Raw genomic sequence first — 24,891 nt, 5'->3', positions numbered from 1 at the left:
CGCGTCAGTCTACGTCCGCCGCCTGTCACGCAGCCCAGCCCCACAGCCGCAGCAGCGCGGCGACGACCGCGGCGGCGACCACCACGACCAGGAACGGCGCCCGCAGCAGCAGCAGACCCGCCGCGACCGCGACCGCGGGGATGCGCGCGTCGACCACGACGGCCTGCCCGGCGCCGAGCGTCTGCACCGCGACCAGCGCCGCCAGCAGCGCCACCGTGAGCAGGTGAGCGGTGCGTGCGGCGCGTGGGGCCTCCATCACCTTCGCGGGCACGAGGTATCCGAGCGTCTTCAACGCCACGCAGATCACGGCGGCCAGAAGCACGGCGTTCCACAGCGTCACGGGAGCCCCTCCCGTTCGGGCACGTCGTCCGGCTCGACCGGCGGTGCGTCGTCACGGCCCAGCCAGTTGAACCAGCCCACCGCCACCGCGACGACCGCCGCGACGATCACGGGCAGCCCGGGCATCAGCACCGGCGTGAACGCCGCGGCGATCACCGCCGCAGCGATGCCGACCGCGACGGCCTGCCGGCGCTTCAGCCGCGGCCACAGCAACGCCAAGAAGGCCGCCGCGGCCGCGGCATCCAACCCGTACGCCTTCGGGTCGCCCAGCACATCGCCCAGCAACGCGCCGGCGAGGGTGGTGAGGTTCCAGCCGACGTAAATCCCCAGCCCCGTCACCCAGAACCCGAGGCGCTGCGCGCGTGGCTCGCTCTGGCCGAGGGCGACCGCCGTCGACTCGTCGATCGTGAGGTGCGCCGCCGCGGCGCGGCGCCAGAACCCGCCGCCCAGCAGCGGCGCCATGCGCATGCCGTAGGCGATGTTGCGCACACCGAGCAGCGCGGAGGACGCGACGGCGGCCGGGATCGCCGCCAGTCCCCCGCTGCCGATCACACCGATGAAGGCGAACTGCGACCCGCCGGTGAACATGACGAGACTCAGGACGCAGGCCTGCCAGACGTCCAGCCCCGAGACCGTCGCGAGCGCACCGAACGAGATGCCGTACGCACTCGTGGCCAGGGCGACGCCCAGCCCGTCGCGCACGGCGCGGCGGCGCGCCACGGCATCCGTCCCCTCGGTCATCAGACGAGCCTACCGGCGGCGGCGTGCCCCACGTTCCTCGCCGGCCCCTACGCGAGATCACTGTCGTGCACGGTAATACGCCCCTGGAGCGTGCACGAGGATGATCTCGCGATGCTCACACGCCGCGGCGCACGGGGACCACGCCCCGCGCAGCACGCCCCGCGCAGCACGCCCCGCGTAGCACGCCCCGCGCACATCAAACTGTCGCGTGCACATCATTCCGTCGGCGGTGTGATGTGCACGCGACAAACTCATGTGAATTTGCCGGACGAGACGGGGCGGGACCCGCGGAGTGTGCTCAGACGGAGGCGTCCTGGCGCTTCTGACGGGCGGTGGCACGGGCGCGGTCGTGCTGGTCGAGCACGACCTTGCGGATGCGCACCGTCTCGGGCGTCACCTCGACGCATTCGTCGTCGCGGGCGAACTCGAGGCTCTCCTCGAGGGAGAGGATGCGGGGCGGAGTCATCGACTCGAACGTGTCGGCCGTCGACGACCGCATGTTCGTGAGCTTCTTCTCCTTGGTGATGTTCACGTCCATGTCATCGTTGCGGGAGTTCTCGCCGATGACCATGCCCTCGTAGACCTCGTCGCCGGGGTTGACGAAGAACGACATGCGCTCCTGCAGGGCGATCACCGCGAACGGCGTGACGACCCCGGACCGGTCCGCCACGATCGAGCCGTTCTGGCGCGTCACGATGTGGCCCGCCCAGTCCTCATAGCCGGCGGCGATCGCGTTGGCGATGCCCGTGCCGCGCGTCGTGGTCAGGAACTCGGTGCGGAAGCCGATGAGACCGCGCGAGGGCACGACGAACTCCATGCGCACCCAGCCGGTGCCGTGGTTGGTCATCGTCTCCATGCGGCCCTTGCGCGCCGCCAGCAGCTGGGTGATCGCGCCCAGGTACTCCTCGGGCGCGTCGATCGTCAGCTGCTCGAAGGGCTCCTGCAGGGTGCCGCGCTCGTTGCGGCGGGTGACCACCTGCGGCTTGCCCACGGTCAGCTCGAAGCCCTCGCGGCGCATGTTCTCGACCAGGATGGCCAGCGCCAGCTCGCCGCGGCCCTGCACCTCCCAGGCGTCGGGACGCCCGATGTCGACGACCTTCAGCGACACGTTGCCGATGAGCTCGCGGTCCAGGCGGTCCTTGACCATGCGCGCCGTGAGCTTGTGGCCCTTCACCTTGCCCGCGAGGGGCGAGGTGTTGGTGCCGATCGTCATCGAGATGGCCGGCTCGTCGACGTGGATGGCCGGCAGCGGCCGCACGTCATCGGGGTCGGCGATCGTCTCGCCGATCGTGATGTCCTCGAAGCCCGCGATCGCGACGATGTCGCCGGGACCGGCCTCCTCGGCCGGGAAGCGGTCGAGCGCCTTCGTCTTCAGCAGCTCGGTCACCCGCGCGTTCGAGTGCGAGCCGTCGTGGCGCACCCAGGCGACGGTCTGTCCCTTGCGCAGCGTGCCGTTGAAGACGCGCAGCAGTGCGAGACGGCCGAGGAACGGCGACGAGTCGAGGTTCGTCACCCACGCCTGCAGCGGCGCCTCGTCGTCGTACGACGGGGCCGGCACGTGCTCGAGGATCGCCTCGAACAGCGGTTCGAGGTCGTCGTTGTCGGGGAGGTCGCCGTTGGCGGGACGGGTGCGGGATGCCGCACCGGCACGTCCCGACGCGTAGACGACGGGAACGTCGAGCAGGGCGTCGACGTCGAGGTCGGGCACGTCGTCGGCGAGGTCGGAGGCCAGACCCAGCAGCAGGTCGTGGCTCTCCTCCTCGACCTCGGCGATGCGCGCGTCGGGTCTGTCGGTCTTGTTGACCAGGAGGATGACGGGAAGCTTGGCCTCCAGCGCCTTGCGCAGCACGAACCGCGTCTGCGGAAGGGGACCCTCCGAGGCATCCACCAGCAGAACGACGCCGTCGACCATCGACAGACCGCGCTCGACCTCACCGCCGAAGTCGGCGTGACCCGGCGTGTCGATGACGTTGATCGTCACCGGCGACTCGGCGTGGACACCGTTGTAGGTGATCGCCGTGTTCTTCGCGAGGATCGTGATGCCCTTCTCGCGCTCGAGGTCGTTCGAGTCCATCGCGCGCTCCTCGACGTGCGCGTGGTCGCCGAACGATCCGGTCTGGCGCAGCATGGCGTCGACGAGGGTCGTCTTTCCGTGGTCGACGTGGGCGACGATGGCGACGTTGCGCAGGTCTGAGCGGTGGGCAAGGGACATGGGCGAGGCACCTTTCGGTGGAAGATGAGGGATGCGGGGGCCCTGTCTTGCAGCAGGTTCGCGAACGGCGGAGAACGCAGAAGGCGCCCGCCCCGCAACGATTCTATCGTTTCGGGACGGGCGCCCTGTTCAGCAGGCGCTCAGGCGCTCTACTCGGTGAAGCCCACCGTGGTCCAGTCCACCGACATGAACGTCGCCGGACCGTAGTTGGCGAGGTTCTTGTCGACGACCGTGACGTTCGGGTAGGGGTAGATCGGGAGCATCGGCATGTAGCCCGCGATCGTGTTGTTGATCTGCTCGGCGATCTTCAGACGCTTGGTCTGGTCGAGCTCCGCGTTGGCCTGCGTCCACAGGTCACCCAGCTTCTCGTCGGTGACGAACGCGAAGTTCTGGCCGTCCCCGCCCGGCTTCATGGCCGGGTAGAAGAGCGACTCGGTCGACGAGATCGGGAACAGGGTGCCCTGCCATCCGAAGGTGGCCATCTCGTACTTGCCGGCCATGATGTTCGTGAAGTAGTCGGCCGAGGGAACCTCGTCGAGGGTCACGTCGATGTCGATCTTCTTCAGCGAGGCCTGGATCTGCTGAGCGCGCAGCTCGTTCGACTTCGTGCCCTGCGGAACGATGACCGAGAGCTTGAGGTCCTTGCCGTCCTTGGTCCACTTGCCGTCGGCGTTGGTCCATCCCGCGGTCTCGAGCGACTTCTTGGCCGCATCGAGGTCGTAGGGCAGCTTCTCGCCGATGGTGTCGGTGTAGCCCTTCTGGCCGGGCATGAAGATCCAGTCGCCCATCGTGGTCGCCTGGACGCCGAGCGGCTCGTTCGCCGTCTTCGCCATCAGCTCACGGTCGACGGCCTGCGCGATCGCCTTGCGGACGTTCACGTCGTCCAGCGGCGCCTGCAGTCCGTTGAAGGTGATCTGCGAGTAGGTCACGCCACCCGAGTTGAGCGCCTTGGCACCCGACTTCTTGAGGGCCGCGGTGTAGGTGTCCACGTCCTGGACCTCGACGGCGTTGATCTCGTTGTTCGCGAAGGCCTGCGCCTGCGAGCCCTGGTCGATGACCGTCCAGGTGATCTTGTCGAGCTTGGGCTTCTCGCCCCACCAGTTCGGGTTCGGCGTCTCCGTGTAGACCTTCGCGTTGTTGTCGAGCTTCGACATCACGAACGGACCGCTCGAGGGCAGCGGCTTGGTGGTGTAGCCGCCCCACTTGGCCGGGTCGCTCGCGATGGCCTCGGGCACGGCCGGCTGCGTGAGCAGCGCCTGCCAGTCGGCGTAGGTCGACGAGAACGTGAAGGTGAACTCGTAGTCGCTGACGACGTCGAAGCTCGCGACCTGGTCGAAGCCGGCTGACGAGGCGATGTTGAACTTGTCGTTCTTGCCCGACAGCGCGGCGAAGGTCGCCTTGTAGTCGTTGGCCGTCAGCGGCGTGCCGTCTTCCCAGACCGCCTTGTCGTTGAGCTTCACGTCGACCGTCTGCGGGTCGTCGCTGGTCAGCTCGATCGAGGTGGCGTAGTTCGGGTCGGGCTCGACGCCGCCGTCCTTGGTCGCCTTGTAGGGCGAGCCCATGGTCGGCGCCTGCATGTTGACGACGGGGACGTTGGCGCCCTGCGTCGTGCTGATGTTCCAGTTACCCTCATCGGTACCGCTGGAGAGCACGGCCAGGTTCAGCGTGCCGCCCTGCTGGAGCTGCGAGGCGGGGACATCGGTCCAGCCGACGAGCGGAAGCTGTGCGGCCTCCGTCTTCGTGTTGTCGGTGGGAGCTGCGTTGGGCTGTGCACAACCGGCCAGTGCAAGACCGGTCGCGCCGAGCACAGCGACAGCCGCAAGAGCTGTGGTTCTGCGGTTCATGTGCTTCCTCTTCTTCTGTGTATCCCGCCTGTTCCGACGGGAGTCTGGGTGCCGTCAGCCGACGACCAGGGTGTTGCGATCCACGTGATGGCAGGCGACCAGGTCGCCGTTGTGATCGACGAGCTCGGGATCCTTCGCATCGCACAGGGCGCGCTCGGCGTCGCCGAGGATCCGGTACAGCGGGCAGCGCGTGCGGAAGCGGCATCCGTCGATCCGCTCCGCCGGGCTCGGCAGGTCGCCCTGCAGAAGCACGCGCTCGCGCGTGCGCTCGATCGACGGGTCCGGGATCGGCGCCGCCGACATGAGCGCCTGCGTGTACGGGTGCTTGGGACGGTCGAAGACCTCGGCGATCTCGCCGTACTCCACGATCTTGCCCAGGTACATGACCGCCACGTCGTCGGCGATCTGACGCACCACCGCCAGGTCGTGGGCGACGAAGATCAGCGAGAGCCCGAGCTGATCGCGCAGGTCCTGCAGCAGGTTGATGACACCAGCCTGGATCGACACGTCCAGCGCCGAGACCGGCTCGTCGAGGACGAGGATCTTCGGGTCGGTCGCCAGGCCTCGCGCGATGCCGATGCGCTGACGCTGGCCGCCCGAGAACTCGTGCGGGTAGCGATCGAGCATCGACGGATCGAGACCGACCAGATCGAGCAGCTCGGAGACCCGCTCGTTTCGCTTCTCGCGCGGCACCCCCTGGGCCAGCAGCGGCTCGCCCACGACATCGCCGATCGGCAGACGGGGATCGACGGCCGCCGCCGGGTCCTGGAAGACGATCTGGATGTCGCTGCGCAGCCGTCGGCGGGTGTGCGCCGTCAGCTTCGCCACGTCCTTGCCGACGACCTCGATCGAGCCCTCCTGGGGCTTGACGAGCTCCATCAGCTCGAGGATCGTCGTGGTCTTGCCGCAGCCCGACTCTCCCACGATGGCCAGTGTGCGGCCCGGCTTGAGGTGGAACGAGACACCGTCCACCGCACGCACCGTGCCGACCTGCCGGCGGAACACGCCGCCCTTCATGAGCGGGAAGTGCTTCTTGAGGTCCTTGACGACCAGGACCGGGTCGGCATCGGCCGGCACCTCGCGGGCCACGAGCGCCTCGGGCCTCGGGAAGATCTCGGGGCGGGTGAGCTCGCCCGCGAGGATCTCGCCCGAGCGATGGCACGCCGACAGGTGACCGTCGGGACCGCCGTGCTCGACGAGCGTCGGCTCCTCGGTGCGGCAGATGTCGATCGCCGCGGGGCAGCGTGCCGCGAACGGGCAGCCCTTCGGGAGGTTCGCCAGCGACGGTGGGCGTCCCTCGAGCGGCACGAGCCGGCTCGTGCCGGCGGTGCGGATGTTCGGCACCGAGCGCAGCAGGCCGATCGTGTACGGCATGGTCGGCTCTTCGAAGACCTGGTCGACCGTTCCCGACTCGACCAGCTTGCCGGCGTACATCACCGCGACCCGGTCGGCCTGACCGGCGACGACACCGAGATCGTGGGTGATCAGCGACACCGCGGCGCCTGTGAGGCGCTTGGCCTCCTGCAGCACCTCGAGGATCTGCGCCTGGATCGTGACGTCGAGCGCCGTGGTCGGCTCGTCGGCGATGATCAGACGCGGATCGTTCGCGATCGCCATGGCGATCATCGCGCGCTGACGCATGCCGCCCGAGTACTCATGCGGGAACGCCTGCGCGCGCCGCGACGGGTCGGGGATGCCGACGATCTTGAGCAGTTCGACGGCACGGGCGGCGGCGGCCTGCTTGCTGAGCGCCTTGTCGTGCAGGCGCAGCGCCTCGGAGATCTGGTCGCCGACCGTGTAGACGGGGGTCAGCGCCGACAGCGGGTCCTGGAAGACCATCGCGATCTCACTGCCGCGGATGCGGCTGAGCTGGCGATCGTTCATCTTCAGCAGCGGCTTGCCGTTGTAGAGGATCTCGCCCTCGATCACCGCGGTGTCGGGCAGCAGACCCATGATCGCCAGCGACGACACGGACTTGCCCGACCCGGACTCGCCGACGATCCCGAGGAACTCGCCCTCGTCGATCGTGTAGCTGATGTCGCGCACCGCACGCACGTCGCCGGAGCGCTGCGGGAAGGTGACCGACAGATTGCGGACCTCGAGCAGAGGGGTTCCCCCGCGAGGCGTGGCCGACGGCTGCGGCTGAGCGAGAGTCTCAGGCACGGTTCACCCCCGAGGTCGGGTCGATGGCGTCGCGGAGCGCGTCACCGACGAGGCTGATGGCCAGCAGCAGCAGGATCAGCGTGCCGGCCGGGAACAGGAACAGCCACGGGCGGGTCGTCGCAGCCGACTGGCCGTTGGCCAGCAACGTGCCCAGCGAGACGGCCGGCGGCTGCACCCCGAAGCCGAAGAAGCTCAGGCTCGTCTCCGCGAGGATCATCGCCGCGATCCCCAGCGTCGCATCGATGATCAGCAGCGACGCCACGTTCGGGATGATGTGCCGGCGGACCACCGACCAGGTGCCGAAGCCCATGTACCGGGCGGCCTTGACGAACTCGCGCTCGCGCAGCGACCTCGTCTGGTTGCGGATCACCTGCGCCATGATCATCCAGCCGGTCACGGCCAGGAAGATCATCATCACGACCCAGCTGCCCTTGGTGAACGGGTAGAGCAGGATCAGGATGAAGAACGACGGCAGCACCAGCAGCAGGTCGATGACCCACGCGATGACCTTCTCGGACGCGCCGCCCAGATACCCGGCCGTCGCGCCGAGGACGCCAGCGATCAGGGTCGAGGCGGGACCGGCGATGAAACCGATGATGAGCGACTTCTGCAGGCCCGAGACGATCTGCGCGAACAGGTCGTGACCGAGGATGTCGGTGCCGAACCAGTGCAGGATCGTCGGCGGGTAGTTCATGTTGTTGACGTCCTGGTCAGTGGGCGACCACTGCGTCAGGAACTGACCGAACACCGCCCAGAGGACGAAGAACACGATGACGACCCCGCCGATCCAGAACCGGGGCGAGTGCTGCAGTCGGCGCCAGATGACCCGACCACGGGACGCCGGCTTGGTGGAGAGGACCGGGCCGACTTCTTCCGGCTCGGCGGCCGCGTCATCGGGCTGGGTGAGCAGACCTGCTTCAGGCATGGCCATGTCAGCGCCTCACTCTCGGGTCGAGGGCCGCGTACAGGATCTCGGAGAGCGTCGACGAGCACAGGATCAGGATCGCGACGAACAGGGTGGATCCTGCCACGGAGTTGATGTCGTTCTGCTGGATCGACTGGATCGCCAGCTCGCCCATGCCGTGCCAGCTGAACACGATCTCGAGCATCGCGGAGCCGGCGACCAGCGTGCCGAAGCTGTACGCGAAGAAGGTCGACATCGGGATGAGCGCGATGCGCACGCCGTGCCGCACGAGCGCCGAGCCGCGCGTGCGGCCCTTCGACCGCGCGGTGCGGATATAGTCCGCGCCGAGCACATCGAGCATGGCGTTGCGCTGGTAGCGGCTGTAAGAGGCGGCACCGGCGATCATCAGCACGAGCGTCGGGAGCAGGGCGTGCGATATGCGGTCGCCCAGTTGTGGCCAGAACCCGTCTGGCGCATTCGCCGAGTATTGGCCGCTGAATGTGATCAGTTGTATGCCGAGCAGGTTGTTCAGGTCGGTGGCGACGATCATGAACAGGATGCCCATGACGAACACGGGCGTCGCGAAGACGATGTACGAGACGATCGTGACGACCTGGTCGCTGAGCTTGTACTGGCGGACCGCGCCCCACACGCCCAGCACCACACCGAGGACCGCGCCGAGGATCGAGCCGATGAGCAGCAGCTGCAGGCTGACGCCGGCGCGGACCAGCAGCTGCTGGGTCACCGGCTGGTTGCCGACGGTGAGCCCCAGGTCGCCGTGGAAGATGTTCGTGAACCAGGTCCACACGCGCTGGATGAGCGGAACCGAGGGGTTCACCCCCCACGCGTCCAACAGCTGGTCGATCGACGACTGCGGAGGCTTGGGATGCCGGTTCTGGAGCTCCCAGACCGGGTTCAGGCCGATGCTGGCCAGAACGTAGGCCAGGGACGACGCCACCGCGGTGAGGATCAGGTAGTTGAAGACCCTCCGCAGGATGTAGATGGTCATGCGCACCACCCGCGGGTGGGGCTCAGATATGACCGCGGCTGGGACGCGCGGGGCGCGACGTTCGCGGTGTTTTCCGTTGTCACGTTCGTGAACATTTCCTTGCTCGTCCAGCGCCGACTCGTGATCGACGACGATGTCGATGCCGATGTGCCCTCGGCGCAGGCCCGGATAGGGCCGGCGTCCACTCTAATCGACATCCGCGGTTTCCCTGTCTTTCACATCAATTCTTTATCGGGGTGTTAGCTCCGCAACCTGCTCAGACCAGGAGGGCGATGAGTGCGCAGACCGCGCAAACCGCGCCGATCAGCAGCGCGGGGACGTCCCACCCTCTCGTGACCACGCCGCTCGATCCGGGTGCCGCCGATCCTCCGAGGGCCCGCAGGGTCTCCAGAGTGGTATCGGGAGTCGAGGCGGCCGAGCCCGAGGAGCGTCGGGCGGCCGTCCGCCCCGGGAACGGACTCCCCCAGCAGTCGACGGCGGTGCCGTCGTGCAGGATGACGCGGACCTGGTAGCGACGGTCGAAATCGGCGACGTGCACCCACGGGATCCGAGTGAACCTCAGCAGGTTGCGCGCCGTCACCGCGTTCCGGTCGACGACGATGCTCATCCGGTACAGAAACACCCACAGCGCCCAGATCACGAGCAGAAGGACGCCGGCCGCCCTCAACCCGGTGCTCCAGCGCCCGCGGATCAGCGCGTCGCCGACGAAGAAGGCGGCGACGACCACGACGACCCAGAACACGATCATCGACATGAGCGCCCGCAGCACGACGGTGCCGCCCTCGGCGACGTCCTTCATCATCATGAGGGCGCTCCCGCGATCAGCAGGGCGACGACCGCCCACGCGACGAGCACGACCAGGGTGATGACCCCCGGCATGTCCCAGCCCTTGCGGACCGGCGCCGCGTCCGCAGCATCCCGCCCCTCATACAGACGCTGCACGTACTCGAACTGCGCACGCACGTGCTGCGGGGTGTTGTCACGCGAACCGGGGCGTCGCCCGCCACGGCCCTCGAGCGGGCCACCCACCGCACGGATGACCGATTCGTCGTCGAGGGCGAAGACCACCTGCCAGCGCCACTCGAGCTCGCGCACGCGCGCCCACGGCAGGCGCACCACCCGCAGGAGGTTCTGCACGGTGGCGCCCTGGGCATCCACCTCGAGGCTCGAGGCGAACGCGGAGACGTACACGCCCCACAGCGCCAGCAGCGGCCACGGCGCGAGCAGCAGGGCCTCCCCCAGTCCTCCCCGCACGACCGCGTCGCCGAGAAGGAAGAGCACGACCAGCGCGGAGATCCCGAAGATCGGCAGCGCAGAGCCCGGGCGGAACACCCGACGGTCAGGCGAGGGCTCGCGGTTCAGTTGAGACCACCGCCGAGGGGGATGGATGCCCCGGGAATGGCGTCCAGCAGGCGCCGCGTGTACTCCTCCGCAGGGTTCGCGAAGATCTCGTCGACCGTGCCGTGTTCGACCACGCGGCCCTTCTCCATCACACAGACGTTGTCGGCGACCACGCGGACCACCGCGAGGTCGTGTGTGATGAACAGGTACGTGAGGTCGAGTTCGCTCTGCAGCTCGGCGAGCAGCTTCAGGATCTGGTCCTGCACCAGAACGTCGAGTGCCGACACCGCCTCGTCGAGCACGACGATGTCGGGCTTGAGCGCGAGCGCACGCGCGATGGCCACGCGCTGACGCTGACCGCCCGACAGCTCGTTCGGGTAGCGGGTGGCCAGCTCCTGCGGCAGCGACACCTGGTCGAGCAGCTCGACGACCCGCTCGCGCCTCGACGCCTTGTCGCCGATGCGATGGATCTCCAGCGGCTCGGCGATTGTGTTGCCGATGTTGCGCAGCGGGTCGAGAGAGCCGTAGGGGTCCTGGAAGACCGGCTGCATGCGCCGACGCAGGTCGAGCAGTTCGCGGCCGCCCAGTTTGGCGGAGTTCTTGCCGTCGATCTCGATCGCGCCCGAGGTGGGCTCCTCGATGTTCAGCACCATCTTCGCGACGGTGGACTTGCCCGACCCCGACTCGCCGACCAGCGCGAGCGTCTTGCCCTTCGGGATGTCGAACGTGACGGCATCCACCGCCCGGAATGGCACCGAGCCGAAGCCACCGGTGCGGATCTTGTAGTCCTTGGTGAGGTCGCGCACGCGCACCGCCGGGACGACGTCGACATCCGATTCGTGCTCGATGCCGCGACGCTCGGCGGACGCCTGTATCCGGTGCGAAGCGATGCTGGGGGCGGCCGCCACCAGCTTCTGCGTGTACGGGTGCAGCGGGTTCTCGAGGATCTCGCGGCTGGGGCCCGCCTCGACGATGCGCCCCTGCTGCATGACGACGATCTTCTCGGCACGCTCTGCGGCCAGGCCCAGATCGTGCGTGATCAGCAGCACCGAGGTGCCCTTCTCACGGGTGAGCGAGGCCATGTGGTCGAGGATGACGCGCTGGACGGTGACGTCGAGGGCGCTCGTCGGCTCGTCGGCGATCAGCAGCTTGGGGTCGGCCGCGAGGCCGATGCTGATGAGCGCGCGCTGACGCATACCCCCGGAGAACTGGTGCGGGTACTGGTGGAGTCGCCGCTCGGCGTCTTCGAGTCCTGCCTGTTTGAGCACCTCGATCGCGCGCTGCTTGACGGCGTGGCGGCCGCGCGCGATGCCGTTGGCCCGTACGGCCTCTTTCACCTGGAAGCCGATGGACCACACCGGGTTCAGGTTCGACATCGGGTCCTGCGGGACGAAGCCGATGTCACGGCCGCGCACGCGCTCCATCTCGGTGCGGCTGAGCGTGGTCAGCTCGCGTCCGTCGAGCATGATGCTGCCGGCGGTGACGTGCCCCGTCCCCGGCAGCAGGTTCACGATGGCGGTCGCCGTGGTCGACTTGCCCGAACCCGACTCGCCCACGATCGCCAGGGTCTCGCCCGCGTACAGATCGATGTCGATACCGTGCAGGACCTCGTTCTCGGTCTTCTGCGTGCGGAACGCGACCTTCAGGTCGCGGATGCTCAGCAGCGGAGTGTCGATGGCGTCGCTCATCGCTGTGCCCTCGCTCTCGGGTCGAGGGCGTCTCGGATGAGCTCGCCCAGCATGATGAACGCCAGCACAGTGACGGTGAGGAAGAGCGACGGGTAGATCAGCGACATCGGCTGCACGCGGATCTGCGTCTGCGCGTTGCTGATCTCCGTGCCCCAGGAGATCACCTGGTCGCCGAGGCCGACGCCGAGGAACGCCAGGGTCGCCTCGGCGACGATGGCGGCCGCCAGGCTCAGCGTCGACACCACCAGCAGCGGCGCGATGGCGTTCGGGAAGACGTGGGCCACGAGCGTGCCGAAGTTCGACTTGCCCAGGGCGCGCGACGCCGTCACGAAGTCGGCCTGCCGCACACGGAGCACTTCGGCCCGCACGACGCGCGCCGTCGACGCCCACGCGAATCCACCGATCGCGACCGACAGCGTGAGGACGTTGCGGTACTGCGCGAACACCGTCATCACGACCACGGCCGCGAGGATGTAGGGGATCGAGAAGAAGATGTCGCCGACGCGCGAGAGCACGGAGTCGAGCCAGCCGCCGTAGTAACCGGCGAGGGCGCCCATGATCAGGCCGATGACCGACCCGATGATCGTGGCGAGCAGACCCACCGACACCGACACCCGTGTGCCCCACACGATGCGGGCGTAGATGTCGCAGCCCTGGAACGTGAAGCCCAGCGGATGGCCGCGGGACGGAGCGCCGTTCGAGTAGTCGAGATTGCAGGATGTGGGATCGGTGTGCGTGAACAGCGTCGGCCAGAACGACATCAGCAGCACGACGATGACGATGACGACCGAGATCCAGAACGTGGGACGGCTGCGGATGTCGCGCCAGGCGTCCGACCAGAGGTTCGAGGGCTTGGCGGCCACCTTGACCGCGTCGACGGTGATCGACGTGGTCTCGACGGGGGCGACGTAGTGCGTCGCGCGGGAGTCACTTGACATAGCGGATCCTGGGGTCCAGCAGTCCGTAGAGCAGGTCCACGAGCAGGTTCACGAGTACATACAGGATGACGAACACGGTCACGAACGAGACGATCGTCGGGCCTTCATGCTGCCTCGTCGCCTGGAACAACGTGTTGCCGACGCCGGGGATGTTGAACACCGCCTCGGTAACGGTCGCTCCGACCAGCAGCACGCCGAAGTTGGTCGCCGAGTTCGTGATCATCGGGATCAGCGAGTTGCGCATGACGTGCACCGGGAGCACCCGGCCGCGCGAGAGGCCCTTGGAGTACGCCGTGCGCACCCAGTCCTGGTTGCGGGTCTCGATGACCGACCCGCGCATGAGCCGCATGCTGGTCGCGAACAGGCTCACGCCGAGCACGATCGCGGGAAGCCACAGGCCGTTCCAGCCGTTGTCGGCGCCGACCGTTGCTTTGAACCACCCCAGCTTGATCGCGAGGAAGTACTGGGCGACGAAGCCGAGCACGAAGACGGGGACCGACAGGAACACGAGGCCGACGACGAGGGCCGCGTTGTCGAAGAACTTGCCCTTGCGCAGGGCCGAGATCGTGCCGATGACGATGGAGAGCACGAACTCGATCGCGATCGACATGACCGCGAGCCGGGCGGTGACCGGCAGCGTCCGGGCGAGGACGTCGTTGACCGATTGCCCGGAGAACGTGGTGCCCAGGTCACCGCGGAAGATGCCGGTCAGGTAGTACCAGTACTGCACCAGGAACGGCTCGTCGAGGTGGTACTGGGCCCGAAGCTCCGCGAGGAGCTCCGGGGTGGGCTGCTTGTCGCCGAACAGCGCCGCAATGGGGTCGCCGGGCATGGCGAACACCAGGAAGTAGATGAGCAGCGTGGCCCCGATGAACACGGGTATCAACTGCAGAAGGCGTCGCACGATATATGCGAACATGCGCCCTCCCTTCGGGTACAGGGATGCCTCTCACTGCGCTGCGGCAGCCCGTCGTGCAGCGTCGTGCACTGCCGACATCCTCCCGCGTTTGGTGTGCGAGTGCGAGTGCGAGGATGGCACGCCGCGAGGCGGTGACGCGATCGTCACCGCCTCGCGGGTCAGATCCCTCGGGCGGGTCAGCCCTTGGTGATCTCGTAGTACAGCGGCACCGAGTTCCACCCGAAGGTGACGTTGCTCACGCCCTCGGCGAAGCCGCCGACGACGTTCGAGTACCACAGCGGGATGGACGGCAGATCCTGGAAGAGGATCTCCTGCGCCTTCTGGTAGTCGGCGATGGCCGCGGCCTGGTCGCTCGACGACGCGCCCTTGGCCAGCAGCGCGTCGAACTCCTTGTTCGAGTAGTCGCTGTCGTTCGAGCTCGCGCCCGTCGAGTACAGCGGCTGCAGGAAGTTGTACATGCCGGGGTAGTCGGCCTGCCAACCGGTGCGGAACGCCGTCTTGATCTTGCGGTCGTTGACGTCGGCGCGCAGCGTGGCGAAGTCGACGTACGACTTGCCCGAGGCGTCGATGCCCAGCGTGTTCTTGATCGAGTTCGTCGTGGCGTCGACCCACTCCTTGTGGCCGCCGTCGGCGTTGTACGCGATCTGGAAGGTGCCGCTCCACTTGGAGATGGCGTCGGCCTGTGCCCAGAGCTGCTTCGCCTTCTCGGGGTCGTACTTCAGGACCTCGGAGCCCGGGATCGAGTCAGACCAGCCGTTGATGACCGGCGACGTGAAGTCGCTGGCCGGCGTGCGCGTGCCGTTGAAGATCGTCTTGGTGATCTGCTCACGGTTGATCGCCAGCGAGATGGCCTCCTTGCGGAGCTTGCCCTCTTCGCCCGTGAAGTGCTCGGCATTGCCCGGGATCGTGAACGACTGGAAGATCGCGGCCGGCTGGTTCACCGCGCGGTCGCCCAGGTCGTTCTCGAAGGTCGCGAACGCCGACGGCGGGATCGCGTCGAGCACGTCGAGGTTGCCCGCCTGCAGGTCGGCGTAGGCCGAGTCCTGCGAGGCGTAGAAGACGATCGTCAGACCGCCGTTCTTGACCTGACGACCACCGGTGTAGTCGTCGTTCTTGACGAGGTCGATCTTCACGTTGTGCTGCCACGCCGAGTCGCTGGCCAGCTTGTACGGGCCGTTGCCGATCGGGTGCTCGCCGTACGCCTTGATGTCGTCGTAGGCGACGGAGGGCAGCGGGTAGTAGGCCGAGTAGCCCAGACGCTGCGACCAGTCAGCGGCGACGGGCGAGTTCAGCTTGACGGTGAAGGTGTAGTCATCGACCTTCTTCAGACCCGTGAGATCGGAGTCCTCCGTCGCGCTGAAGCCCTCGATGTCAGCGAACCACGACTGGTTCAGCTGTTTGTTCGAGAACTTGGCGCCGTACTCCCACGCCTTGATGAAGCTGTCGGCGGTGACATCCTCGCCGTTGGTGAACTTGTTGCCCTGCTTGAGCTTGATGGTGAGGTCCGACGGGTCGTCCACCGTGATGGAGTCGGCCATGTCGTTGACGAGCTTGCCGTCGGCGTCGTAGTACGCGAGTCCGGCGAAGATCGAGTCGAGGATCTTGCCGCCCCCGGTCTCGTTCGTGTTCGTCGGGATCAGCGGGTTCTCCGGCTCGGAGCCGTTGACCGAGATGATCGACGACGCGTTGCCTCCGCTGTTGGCGTTCCCGTTGTCGCCCGAATTTCCGCCGCCGCCCGAGCAGCCGGCGAGGGCAAGGATGCCCGCCGTCAGCAGCGTGGCGGACGCGAGGGCGATCTTGCTGCGCTTCACGTGTCCTCCTGTGAAAGGGTTTTGCCCGCGTACTCCGAGTGCGCAACGAGGCGCCCCGCATCGTCGCGGCGATGACGTTCACCATAGGCACACTGACGGCTCTGCTCCAAATATCGGGCAAAACCGTTACACACCTTTTACCCGGGACGTCTCACATGTGACAATCTGTGGAGTGTCCGACTTGCAGGCGCCTCCCGCCCCTCCCCGCACCCGCCTGTGGTGGGAGGTCGGTCTCGTCCTCGCGTGCACCCTCGGACAGTCCGCGGTCTACTCGCTCATCCTGCTGGTGCGCCGGTTCCTGGCATCCACCCCCCTCGGCGAGCAGTCGACCGCGCTGAACCCCTCGCAGGACGTCCAGGCGTTCTGGGACATCGTCTACCAGCTGCTCGACATCGGCTTCTCGCTGGCCCTCGTCGGTCTCGTCGTGTATCTGCTGTGGGATGCCGGGCGCAGCCCCTTCCGGCGGATCGGCCTCGACCTGCGCCGACCGGGCCGCGACCTCGGCTCGGGTGCGCTGATCGCCCTCGTCATCGGTGTGCCCGGGCTCGGCCTGTACGCGATCGGACGTGTCCTGGGCATCACGGTGCAGGTGTCGGCATCCCCCCTCGATCCCTCGTGGTGGACGATCCCCCTGCTCGTGCTGTCGGCCGTACGCGCGGCGCTGCAGGAGGAGGTGATCATGATCGGCTACCTGTTCACCCGGCTGCGTCAGCTCGGGTGGGGCGATTGGCGGATCATCCTGGTCTCGGCGGCGATCCGCGGCTCGTATCACGCCTACCAGGGGGTCGGCCCGATCCTCGGCAATTTCGTGATGGGCGTGGTGTTCGGCTGGTGCTACCGGCGCTGGGGCCGGGTCATGCCGCTCGTGGTCGCGCACACGATCCTCGACGTGGTGTCGTTCGTCGGCTACCCGCTCGCGGCGGCCTGGTGGCCCGGCGTCTTCGCGCCGGCGCCCGCGCTCTCCCCGTCGCCGAGCCCCTCCGCGACCTGACCGCCGCGCGCTGCGCGCCCCGTCCCCCGCGCCCCGGCCCGCTTTCGCTGAGAGTGCAGCTGGTGGACGAGAATGCGGGTGGTTCCCTACTCCTCGTCCACCAGCTGCACTCTCACGGTCGAGTGGCGTGTCTCGGACGACGAGAACGCGGCATGAGCCCGTTCCTCCCCAACTCGCCGCGCAGCGGTCCGCACGGCATTCTCTCCACAGATCGCCGGGCATGCGCACACGAGTCCCTCCTCTGTTGTGAGGGTGAGAGGATGCCGACACTCGAGGCGACCGACGCCGTCAGACCCGCTCCCCTTCCGCTTCTGCGCTTCACCGACATCCCACACCCGGAGCGCGCAGTCACCCACGGCCACGTGGTGAAGATCAGGCATGGTGTCTATGCGTCAGCACAACAATGGACAGCACTTCCGCCGTGGGATCGGTATCTGGCGCGTGTGCACGCCGCGGCGCTCGTGTATCCCGACGCGGTCTTCTGCCTCGAGTCCGCCGCTGCGCTGCTCGGCCTACCGATCTTCGGCGACCCGGGAGAGGTCCATATGCTCGTCGGCTCGCGCAGCACCTCTCGTTCGTTCGCTGCGGTGCGCACTCATCGGTCCCGTCCCGAGCGGGAGATCATCGAGCGATCCGGGTTGCGCATGACCTCGCCCGCAGACACGGCGGTCGACATCGCCCGTCTCCGTCACAACGCCGTCGGGCTGGCGGTCGCCGACGCAGTGCTGCGGCTCGATCACGCCCTCTCCCGCGAGACGCTCGTGCGTCTCAACGAGTCGCGCAGCAGCAAGCGCGGGCGCAACATCGCCCGCTGGCCCCTCTCGCGGTGCACTGCGCTCGCAGAATCGACGCTCGAATCGGTCAGCCACGCGGCGATCGAGTGGTTGGGCTTCCCCGCGCCCGAGCTTCAGGTCGTCTTCCGGTCTGCCACAGGCGACGAGGATCGCGGCGACTGTTTCTGGCGCGGCGCAGACCTGATCGGCGAGGCCGACGGCGACCTAAAATACGATGGGCGTTTCGGCGACCCTCGCACGGTGATGCGCAACCAGTTCGAACGGGACAACCGATTGCGCGGGCACGTGCGCGAGATCACTCACTGGGGGTGGAGGGAGGCGACGACGTTCGCCCCACTCCGCGGCATCCTCACCGGCGCAGGACTCGAGCAGATCGGCCCCGAAGACTCCGTTCAGCTCTACGCGATGAAACGTCTTCTCGCCCCACACGCCCCACATCCCGTCGCCCCTGATGCGAGCCCCCGGCGGTGAGGGTGCAGCGGGTGGACGAGAGGTAGGGAACCAACCGCACCCTCGTCCACCAGCTGCACTCTCACGGTTCGAGACCGCGCGGCAGCGCCGCGCCCTACGCGAACGCCTCCACCGGCGGGCAGGCGCACACCAGGTTGCGGTCGCCGTAGGCGTTGTCGATGCGCCGGACGGGCGGCCAGTACTTCGCGCGCACGAGCGTGTGCACCGGGTACACGGCGATCTCGCGCGAGTACGGGTGCGTCCAGTCGTCGCGGGCGATGGATGCCGCGGTGTGGGGCGCGTTCACGAGCGGGTTGTCATCGGCCGGCCACTCCCCCGCCGCGACCGCGACGGCCTCGGCCTTGATCGCGATCATGGCCTCGATGAAGCGCTCGAGCTCGTCGAGATCCTCCGACTCGGTCGGCTCGACCATGAGGGTGCCCGCGACCGGGAACGACATCGTCGGCGCATGGAACCCGTAGTCGATGAGCCGCTTGGCGACGTCGTCGACGGTGATCCCTGTCTGCTCGCGCAGCGGCCGCAGGTCGAGGATGCACTCGTGGGCGACCAGGCCGTTCTCGCCGGTGTACAGCACCGGGAAGTGCTCGCGCAGGCGCGCGGCGAGGTGGTTCGCGGCCAGCACGGCGGCGCCGGTGGCCTCGGCGAGGCCCTCGCTGCCCATCATCCGCACGTACGCCCATGAGATCGGCAGCACGCCCGCCGACCCGTACGGAGCGCCCGACACGGGCCCGCCCTCGAACCGCACGCCGCCGGCGTGGTCGGCACGCTGCGCGAGCGGGTGCGACGGCAGATGCCGCGCCAGGTGCGCCTTGGCCGCCACCGGACCGATGCCCGGCCCGCCTCCGCCGTGGGGGATCGCGAACGTCTTGTGCAGGTTCAGATGCGACACGTCGCCGCCCAGCTCGCCGAAACGCGCGAAACCCAGCAGCGCGTTGAGGTTCGCGCCGTCGACGTACACCTGCCCGCCGGCGTCGTGCACCGCCTGCGTGATCGCGACGACGTCCTGCTCGTACACGCCGTGCGTCGACGGGTACGTGATCATGAGCGCGGCCAGCTCGGACTCGTGCGCGGCGATCTTCGCGCGCAGGTCGTCGAGGTCGACGTTGCCGGCCTCATCGCACGCCACCACGACGACCGTCATGCCGGCCAGGACCGCGGATGCCGCGTTGGTGCCGTGCGCGGACGACGGGATGAGACACACCCGACGCTCGGTGTCGCCGTTCGCATCGTGGTAGCCGCGGATCGCCAGGAGCCCCGCCAGCTCGCCCTGCGACCCCGCGTTCGGCTGCAAGGAGACGCTGTCGTACCCGGTGACCTCGGCCAGCCACGTCTCGAGCTGCTCGATCATCGCGAGCGAGCCGTGCACGTCCTCCTCCGGCGCGAACGGATGCACGCGCGCGAACTCGGGCCAGCTGATCGCGGCCATCTCGGTGGACGCGTTCAGCTTCATGGTGCACGAGCCGAGCGGGATCATCCCGCGGTCCAGCGCGTAGTCACGGTCGGCGAGCAGCTTCAGGTACCGCATCATGGCGGTCTCGGAGCGGTGCGCATGGAACACCGGATGCGTCAGGTACTCGTCGACGCGGCGCAGCGCGGCATCCACCCCCGACAACGGGGCGAAGCCCTCGACCGGCACCGAGCGCACGTCGTGCTCGTCTGCTTCGGGAGCCCCGAACGCCCAGGCGACGATAGCGAGGTCTTCGGCGGTCGTCGTCTCGTCGACCGAGATCCCGACCGTCGCCTCATCGGCCCAGAACAGCTGGTAGCCCTTCGCACGGGCCCGCTCGATGACCGTCCGAGCCGTGCCGGGCACCGTGACCCGCAGCGTGTCGAAGAACGCGTCGTGGTGCACGCTCTGCCCGTAATCGCGCAGCCGCTGCGCGAGCGCCTCGGTCTTGCGCGCGATGTCCGTCGCGATCGCGCGCAGGCCCTCAGGGCCGTGGTACACGGCGTACATCGCGGCCATCACGGCCAGCAGCACCTGCGCGGTGCAGATGTTCGACGTGGCCTTCTCGCGCCGGATGTGCTGCTCACGCGTCTGCAGCGCGAGTCGATAGGCGGGGTGGCCGTCGGCGTCCTGCGAGACCCCGACCAGGCGTCCAGGCAGCTGACGCTCCAGGCCTTGGCGCACGGCCATGTACCCGGCGTGCGGGCCGCCGAAGCCCATCGGCACCCCGAAGCGCTGGGTCGTTCCCACCGCGACGTCGGCGCCGAGCGATCCGGGCGAGCGCAGCAGCGTGAGCGCCAGCAGGTCGGCGGCGACCACGGCCAGTCCCCCGGCGACGTGCGCGGCGTCGATGACGCCGCTCGGGTCCCACACGCGTCCCGACGCACCCGGATACTGCACGAACACGCCGAACAGCTCGTCGGGCAGCGTCGCTCCGTCGGCCAGGGCGAGCTCTTCGAGATGCACGCCGACCGCCGACGCGCGCGAGCGCAGCACGGCCTTGGTCTGCGGCAGCGCATCGGCGTCGACGACGAACACGTTCGTCTTGGCCTTCGAGGCGCGCCGGGCCAGCAGCATCCCCTCCGCCACGGCGGTGGACTCGTCGAGCATCGACGCGTTCGCGGTCGCAAGACCGGTGAGATCGGTCACCATGGTCTGGAAGTTGATGAGCGCCTCCAGGCGCCCCTGCGAGATCTCCGGCTGGTAGGGCGTGTACGCCGTGTACCACGACGGGTTCTCGAGCACGTTGCGCGCGATCACCGAGGGCGTGAACGTGTCGTAGTAGCCGAGCCCGATCATGGCGCGCGCGGGCCTGTTCTGATCGGCGAGTGCCCGCAGCTCGGCGAGGGCCTCCGCCTCGGTGGCGGGGGCGGGGATGCTGCTGCTCGCGCGGGGTGCGGAGTGGATGGATGCCGGCACCGCCGCCTTCACCAGCGCGTCGATGCTCTCATAGCCGAGGCCGTCGAGCATCCGCCGCTGGGCGTCCGGCGAGATCCCGATGTGCCGGGAGGCGAAGGCGCCGGTCACGCGGCGCCGCCGGTGAACGCCTCGTAGCCGGCGCGGTCCAGAAGCGCGACCGACTCGGTGCCGCGGATCTTCAGCAGCCACCCGTCGCCGAACGCGTCGGAGTTGATGACCGACGGGTCGTCGTCGAGCGCGGTGTTGACCTCGACGACCTCCCCGGTGACCGGCGCGTAGAGCTCGCCGACCGACTTCGTCGACTCGATCTCACCGCACACGTCGCCGGCGGTCACGGTGTCGCCCACCGCGGGCAGGTCCACGAACACGACGTCGCCGAGCTTGTCGGCGGCGTAGTCGGTGATGCCGACGGTGGCGACGTCGCCGGACCGTTCGATCCACTCGTGCTCTTCGGTGTAGCTGAGGCTGTTCAGGTCGGTCATTTCGTCCTCCGGTAGAAAGGCAGGTCGGTCACGGTGGCGGGCACGGCGGTGCCGCGCACGTCGATGGTCAGTACGGTTCCGGATGCCGCGAGCTCAGGCTTCACGAAGGCCATGGCGATCGGGTGCCCGAGCGTGGGCGACAGCGCCCCGCTCGTGATCTCGCCCACGGGCGTTCCGTCGGGGCCGCGCACGGCGTAGCCCGCGCGGCCGGCACGACGGCCCTCGGCAGTGAGGCCGACGAGCACGGGTGCGTCGGTCAGATCGCGGGCGAGCAGCCCCTCCTTGCCGACGAAGTCGTCCTTCGCCATGACGGCGACCCGCCCCAGCCCGGCCTGAGCCGGCGCGATGTCGCGCGAGAGCTCGTGGCCGTACAGCGGCATGCCCGCCTCGAGCCGCAGCGTGTCACGGGCGGCGAGGCCCGCGGGCACGAGCCCGAGCGGTTCACCCGCCGAGAGAAGCGCGTCCCACAGGGCGTCGGCCTGCGCGTTGTCGATGAGCAGCTCGAAGCCGTCCTCGCCGGTGTAGCCGGTGCGGCCGACGAACACCGGCGTGCCGTCGAAGCTGCCGTCGCGCCACGCGTAGTAGCCGAGACCGGGCAGGTCGTCGGCTTCCAGGCCGGCGGTCGACAGCACGATCTGCTCGGCACGCGGGCCCTGCACGGCGATGAGGGCCAGTTCGTCGGTGCGGTCGTCGACCGTCACGTCGGTGATCTTCGCCGCCCGCTGCGCGAACGCGGCGGCCACGGCATCCCGATTCCCGGCGTTCGCGATCACCAGGAACCGCTCGTCTGCGAGACGGTACACGATGACGTCGTCGATGATGCCGCCGTCGTCGGCGAGCACGAGCGAGTACTTCGCCTTGCCGAGGGGCAGCGCCGACAGGCGCCCCGCCAGTACGTGGTCGAGGAACGCCGCGGCGCCGGAACCGGTGACGAAGAACTCCGCCATGTGCGAGATGTCGAAGATGCCCGCGGCCTCGCGCACGGCGCGATGCTCGGCGAGGTCGGAGGTGTAGCGGACGGGCATCGACCAGCCGCCGAAGTCGGTGAACGAGGCGCCGAGTGCCTCGTGCCGCGCATGCAGCGGGGTCTGACGAAGTGCAGTGGACATGGGTGCTTTCGAGTCGGCGACGCCGTCGGCGTCGATCGGACTCCCCCTCTGTCATGGGCCTGAGAGTTTCGCCGCGGCGGGATGCCGTGACTTTCACCGTCGGCGGATGCTCGAGCAGAACTCGAAAATCGCTTTTCAGAGCGGCCGGACTCGCGCGGTATGCGGACCTGAGAGATTGGCGGGGAGGCTTGCTCCTTCGGTGCCCGGGTGACCGGGCTCTCCCGCGTTCGTCATGCGGCCTGTGTGGTGTTCAGTTGCGGCTCCAGCATACCGGCCGCAGCCTGCGATAACACGCCGCTCACCGGCGGTGATGCCGCAGTTTCCACACCCGTTCGCGGAACGAGTCCGGCAGGGTCTTCCACGCCCGCTTCGCCAGACGCCGCGGGTGCAGCGGCGACCCGCTCTCGGCGTCGCGGATGACGTGCACCCGCGCCCGGCCGAACAGCCGGAACCGCACGTGCGAACGCACCCCGCCCCACTGCGCCGCGAACGTCGGCGCTCCGATCGGCACCGTGCCTTCGACACGCGCCCGGCCGTCACCGGCGATCAGGCGGCACGGGCCGAGCCCCTGACCGGACGCGTCGACGAATGTCCCCGGCAGAGCGAGCTCGCCGAAGGCCGCCACATGCGGCAGCGCGATGTCGATGCGCACGCCGTCCGCCTGCGGCGAGGCGATCGCGGTCATGTGCTCGTCGTCGACGACGCTCGCCAGCGTCTGGCCCACATCGATGCTCAGGCAGCCGTTGTGCGCACGATAGGCCGATGCGACCACGCCACTCGTGACGGCCCAGTGGCGTGCCGTGTCGTCCGTGCGCACCTGTCGCACGTTCCGCGTGCGCATGGCGATCGTGCGCACGTAGAAGTCCCACGGACCGTCGCCGAGCCGCCCGGGTCCATCGTCGACCAGGCTCCACTGCACCGGCACGGTCGCCCGCAGCTCCGCGGCGCCGTCGGCGTCCACGAGCTCTGCGCCGCTGCCCGCGAAGACGAGCCAGTCGATCTTCTCGGTGCGCCAGCGCCGATCGACGCTGTAGGTGAGCCCGGTGACCTCGTCGGTCACGTCGGCGCTCAGCCCGTGCTCGGCCGCGAACGCCGCGACCTCCTCGGTCAGGGCGAGCACGGCGCGGCCGTCGCGGTAGCGCACCGGTGCGGCATCCCCTGCCGCGAACCGCCACCGCAGGTCGAGGTCGAACCCCACGCCGTCGCCCGACCATCGCACACCCGCGGTGGTCGGCGTGCACTGCACGACGGGGAACGTGCGCTCATGCGCGTCGATGAGATCGAACCGCCCCGCGCGCAGCAGCGCCGTCGTGATGCGCCGCCAGCCGTCGAGGTACAGGTCGGCGTTCTCGGGGATCGTCGGGAGCAGCTCGGCCGCGAAGGCGCAGATCCTCTCTCTCTCCTCGGGCGTGCGCGAGCCCCACCGGAACAGCGGAAGCAGCCGCATGTGCAGCTGGTAGGCGCGGAACCGCGGCAGCAGCTCGGCGAAGCGCTCCTGCTGCAGTTCGTCGTCGATCCAGCGGAAGACGCGAGTGATGGCGTCCAGATACTCCTCAAGATCGTCGTGGAACGTCCCGCTCGTGGTCGCATGCGCCGGCCTGTTCCAGAAGTAGAACGGCGTCTCGACCATGAGCGAGACCACCTCGGCACGCGCGTGCGCGGCGATGTCGAACGAGATGTCCTCCCAGATCTGCCGCCCGCCCTCCGGGAACCGGATGCCCTTCTCCCGCAGGAACGCGGTACGGAACATCTTGTGCGGGTTCATCGGCAGCAGCGGATGTGGGTCGATCTGACCAATCGCGTTCTCGACGTCGGTGGCCACATCGCGCATCGCCCAGCAGGGCGTGTTGCTCTTCGACTCCTTGCCGTCGAGCACGTCGGCGCCCGCACGCGATGCCAGCGCGTAGGCGGCACGCAGCGCATCGGGGAAGAGCCGGTCGTCGTGATCGATGAACACGACGTACTCGCCGCGCGCCTCGTCGATGCCGTGATTGCGCGGCCGCGAGGGCCAGCCCGACGGGGGCAGGCGGAAGACACGGTAGTTCGGGCGCGCGGCCGCGAAGCCCTCCAGCCGTGCGTGCGTGTCGTCGGGCGAGCCGTCATCGACCAGCAGGACCTCGAACTCGCCCTGCGGCAGCGTCTGGCCGTCGAGGCTCGCGACCAGGTCGTCGAGATGCTCGGTGGACCGATATGTGGGCACGACCACCGAGACCTTGACCGTCGTCCTGTTCACCATCGCCTTCACCCTACTGCGCGCTCCTATCCGGAT

The 24,891-nt window shown here is 68.5% G+C and carries 19 protein-coding genes and 2 riboswitches; of the genes, 2 read left to right on the top strand and 17 right to left on the bottom strand.

The window, feature by feature from the left end; all coding sequences use genetic code 11:
- Positions 1-25 precede the first annotated feature (25 nt).
- The 13 genes from ABMQ42_RS15105 to ABMQ42_RS15045 all read right to left on the bottom strand — a co-directional run bounded on the left by ABMQ42_RS15105 (position 26) and on the right by ABMQ42_RS15045 (position 15,909).
- Positions 26-340, bottom strand: a complete 315-nt coding sequence (locus ABMQ42_RS15105) for an AzlD domain-containing protein (RefSeq protein WP_349723817.1) — start codon at positions 338-340, stop codon at positions 26-28.
- Positions 337-1,080 (bottom strand): AzlC family ABC transporter permease, encoded by a 744-nt coding sequence (locus ABMQ42_RS15100; protein WP_349723816.1) that lies wholly within the window; start codon positions 1,078-1,080, stop codon positions 337-339. The genes ABMQ42_RS15105 and ABMQ42_RS15100 overlap by 4 nt, the downstream gene beginning before the upstream one ends.
- Before the next feature lie 298 nt (positions 1,081-1,378).
- Positions 1,379-3,292 (bottom strand): translational GTPase TypA, encoded by a 1,914-nt coding sequence (gene typA / locus ABMQ42_RS15095; RefSeq protein ID WP_349723815.1) that lies wholly within the window; start codon positions 3,290-3,292, stop codon positions 1,379-1,381.
- 149 nt (positions 3,293-3,441) lie between these two features.
- The gene (locus tag ABMQ42_RS15090) at positions 3,442-5,136 is read right to left on the bottom strand and encodes an ABC transporter family substrate-binding protein (RefSeq protein ID WP_349723814.1); all 1,695 of its coding nucleotides are present in this window, start codon (positions 5,134-5,136) and stop codon (positions 3,442-3,444) included.
- 54 nt (positions 5,137-5,190) lie between these two features.
- Positions 5,191-7,299, bottom strand: coding sequence for an ABC transporter ATP-binding protein (locus ABMQ42_RS15085; protein ID WP_349723813.1), 2,109 nt, complete (start codon positions 7,297-7,299; stop codon positions 5,191-5,193).
- Positions 7,292-8,230, bottom strand: a complete 939-nt coding sequence (locus ABMQ42_RS15080) for an ABC transporter permease (RefSeq protein WP_349723812.1) — start codon at positions 8,228-8,230, stop codon at positions 7,292-7,294. The genes ABMQ42_RS15085 and ABMQ42_RS15080 overlap by 8 nt, the downstream gene beginning before the upstream one ends.
- 1 nt (position 8,231) lies before the next feature.
- Positions 8,232-9,212 carry an ABC transporter permease gene (locus ABMQ42_RS15075; protein ID WP_349723811.1) on the bottom strand — a complete coding sequence of 327 codons (981 nt, stop codon included), beginning with the start codon at positions 9,210-9,212 and terminating at the stop codon, positions 8,232-8,234.
- Between the two features lie 256 nt (positions 9,213-9,468).
- Positions 9,469-10,017 carry a PH domain-containing protein gene (locus ABMQ42_RS15070; RefSeq protein WP_349723810.1) on the bottom strand — a complete coding sequence of 183 codons (549 nt, stop codon included), beginning with the start codon at positions 10,015-10,017 and terminating at the stop codon, positions 9,469-9,471.
- Complete coding sequence (locus ABMQ42_RS15065) at positions 10,014-10,544, bottom strand: PH domain-containing protein (RefSeq protein ID WP_349723809.1); 531 nt, start codon at positions 10,542-10,544, stop codon at positions 10,014-10,016. Before ABMQ42_RS15065 ends, ABMQ42_RS15070 begins: the two co-directional genes overlap by 4 nt.
- Positions 10,545-10,570: 26 nt before the next feature.
- The gene (locus tag ABMQ42_RS15060) at positions 10,571-12,241 is read right to left on the bottom strand and encodes a dipeptide ABC transporter ATP-binding protein (protein ID WP_349723808.1); all 1,671 of its coding nucleotides are present in this window, start codon (positions 12,239-12,241) and stop codon (positions 10,571-10,573) included.
- Positions 12,238-13,179 carry an ABC transporter permease gene (locus tag ABMQ42_RS15055; protein WP_349723807.1) on the bottom strand — a complete coding sequence of 314 codons (942 nt, stop codon included), beginning with the start codon at positions 13,177-13,179 and terminating at the stop codon, positions 12,238-12,240. Before ABMQ42_RS15055 ends, ABMQ42_RS15060 begins: the two co-directional genes overlap by 4 nt.
- Positions 13,169-14,098, bottom strand: coding sequence for an ABC transporter permease (locus ABMQ42_RS15050; protein ID WP_349723806.1), 930 nt, complete (start codon positions 14,096-14,098; stop codon positions 13,169-13,171). Before ABMQ42_RS15050 ends, ABMQ42_RS15055 begins: the two co-directional genes overlap by 11 nt.
- 176 nt (positions 14,099-14,274) lie before the next feature.
- Complete coding sequence (locus ABMQ42_RS15045) at positions 14,275-15,909, bottom strand: peptide ABC transporter substrate-binding protein (protein WP_349723805.1); 1,635 nt, start codon at positions 15,907-15,909, stop codon at positions 14,275-14,277.
- A 172-nt stretch (positions 15,910-16,081) separates the two neighbouring features.
- On the opposite strand from ABMQ42_RS15045, the gene ABMQ42_RS15040 reads away from it, so the two are divergent.
- Both ABMQ42_RS15040 and ABMQ42_RS15035 read left to right on the top strand, forming a co-directional pair.
- The gene (locus ABMQ42_RS15040; RefSeq protein WP_349723804.1) at positions 16,082-16,900 is read left to right on the top strand and encodes a CPBP family intramembrane glutamic endopeptidase; all 819 of its coding nucleotides are present in this window, start codon (positions 16,082-16,084) and stop codon (positions 16,898-16,900) included.
- Positions 16,901-17,160: 260 nt separating this feature from the next.
- Entirely contained in the window at positions 17,161-18,165 is a 1,005-nt protein-coding gene (locus tag ABMQ42_RS15035) for a type IV toxin-antitoxin system AbiEi family antitoxin domain-containing protein (RefSeq protein WP_349723803.1), read from the top strand.
- A 94-nt stretch (positions 18,166-18,259) separates the two neighbouring features.
- On the opposite strand, the gene gcvP is transcribed toward ABMQ42_RS15035, so the two are convergent.
- The 4 genes from gcvP to ABMQ42_RS15015 form a co-directional block, all read right to left on the bottom strand.
- Positions 18,260-21,082 (bottom strand): aminomethyl-transferring glycine dehydrogenase, encoded by a 2,823-nt coding sequence (gene gcvP / locus ABMQ42_RS15030; RefSeq protein WP_502884739.1) that lies wholly within the window; start codon positions 21,080-21,082, stop codon positions 18,260-18,262.
- Positions 21,083-21,135: 53 nt separating this feature from the next.
- Positions 21,136-21,513 carry a glycine cleavage system protein GcvH gene (gene gcvH / locus ABMQ42_RS15025; RefSeq protein WP_349723801.1) on the bottom strand — a complete coding sequence of 126 codons (378 nt, stop codon included), beginning with the start codon at positions 21,511-21,513 and terminating at the stop codon, positions 21,136-21,138.
- A complete protein-coding gene (gene gcvT / locus ABMQ42_RS15020; protein WP_349723800.1) occupies positions 21,510-22,622 on the bottom strand; it encodes a glycine cleavage system aminomethyltransferase GcvT in 1,113 nt (370 codons plus the stop codon). The genes gcvH and gcvT overlap by 4 nt, the downstream gene beginning before the upstream one ends.
- 41 nt (positions 22,623-22,663) lie before the next feature.
- Positions 22,664-22,766: riboswitch (glycine riboswitch) on the bottom strand.
- Between the two features lies 1 nt (position 22,767).
- Positions 22,768-22,856: riboswitch (glycine riboswitch) on the bottom strand.
- Between the two features lie 64 nt (positions 22,857-22,920).
- Complete coding sequence (locus tag ABMQ42_RS15015) at positions 22,921-24,858, bottom strand: glycosyltransferase (RefSeq protein ID WP_349723799.1); 1,938 nt, start codon at positions 24,856-24,858, stop codon at positions 22,921-22,923.
- Between the last annotated feature and the right edge of the window lie 33 nt (positions 24,859-24,891).

This window comes from Microbacterium sp. KR10-403 (assembly GCF_040196215.1).
Taxonomy (GTDB): Bacteria; Actinomycetota; Actinomycetes; order Actinomycetales; family Microbacteriaceae; genus Microbacterium.
The sequence above is the reverse complement of the archived record's forward strand: the minus strand, read 5'-3'. Positions and strand labels throughout refer to the sequence as shown.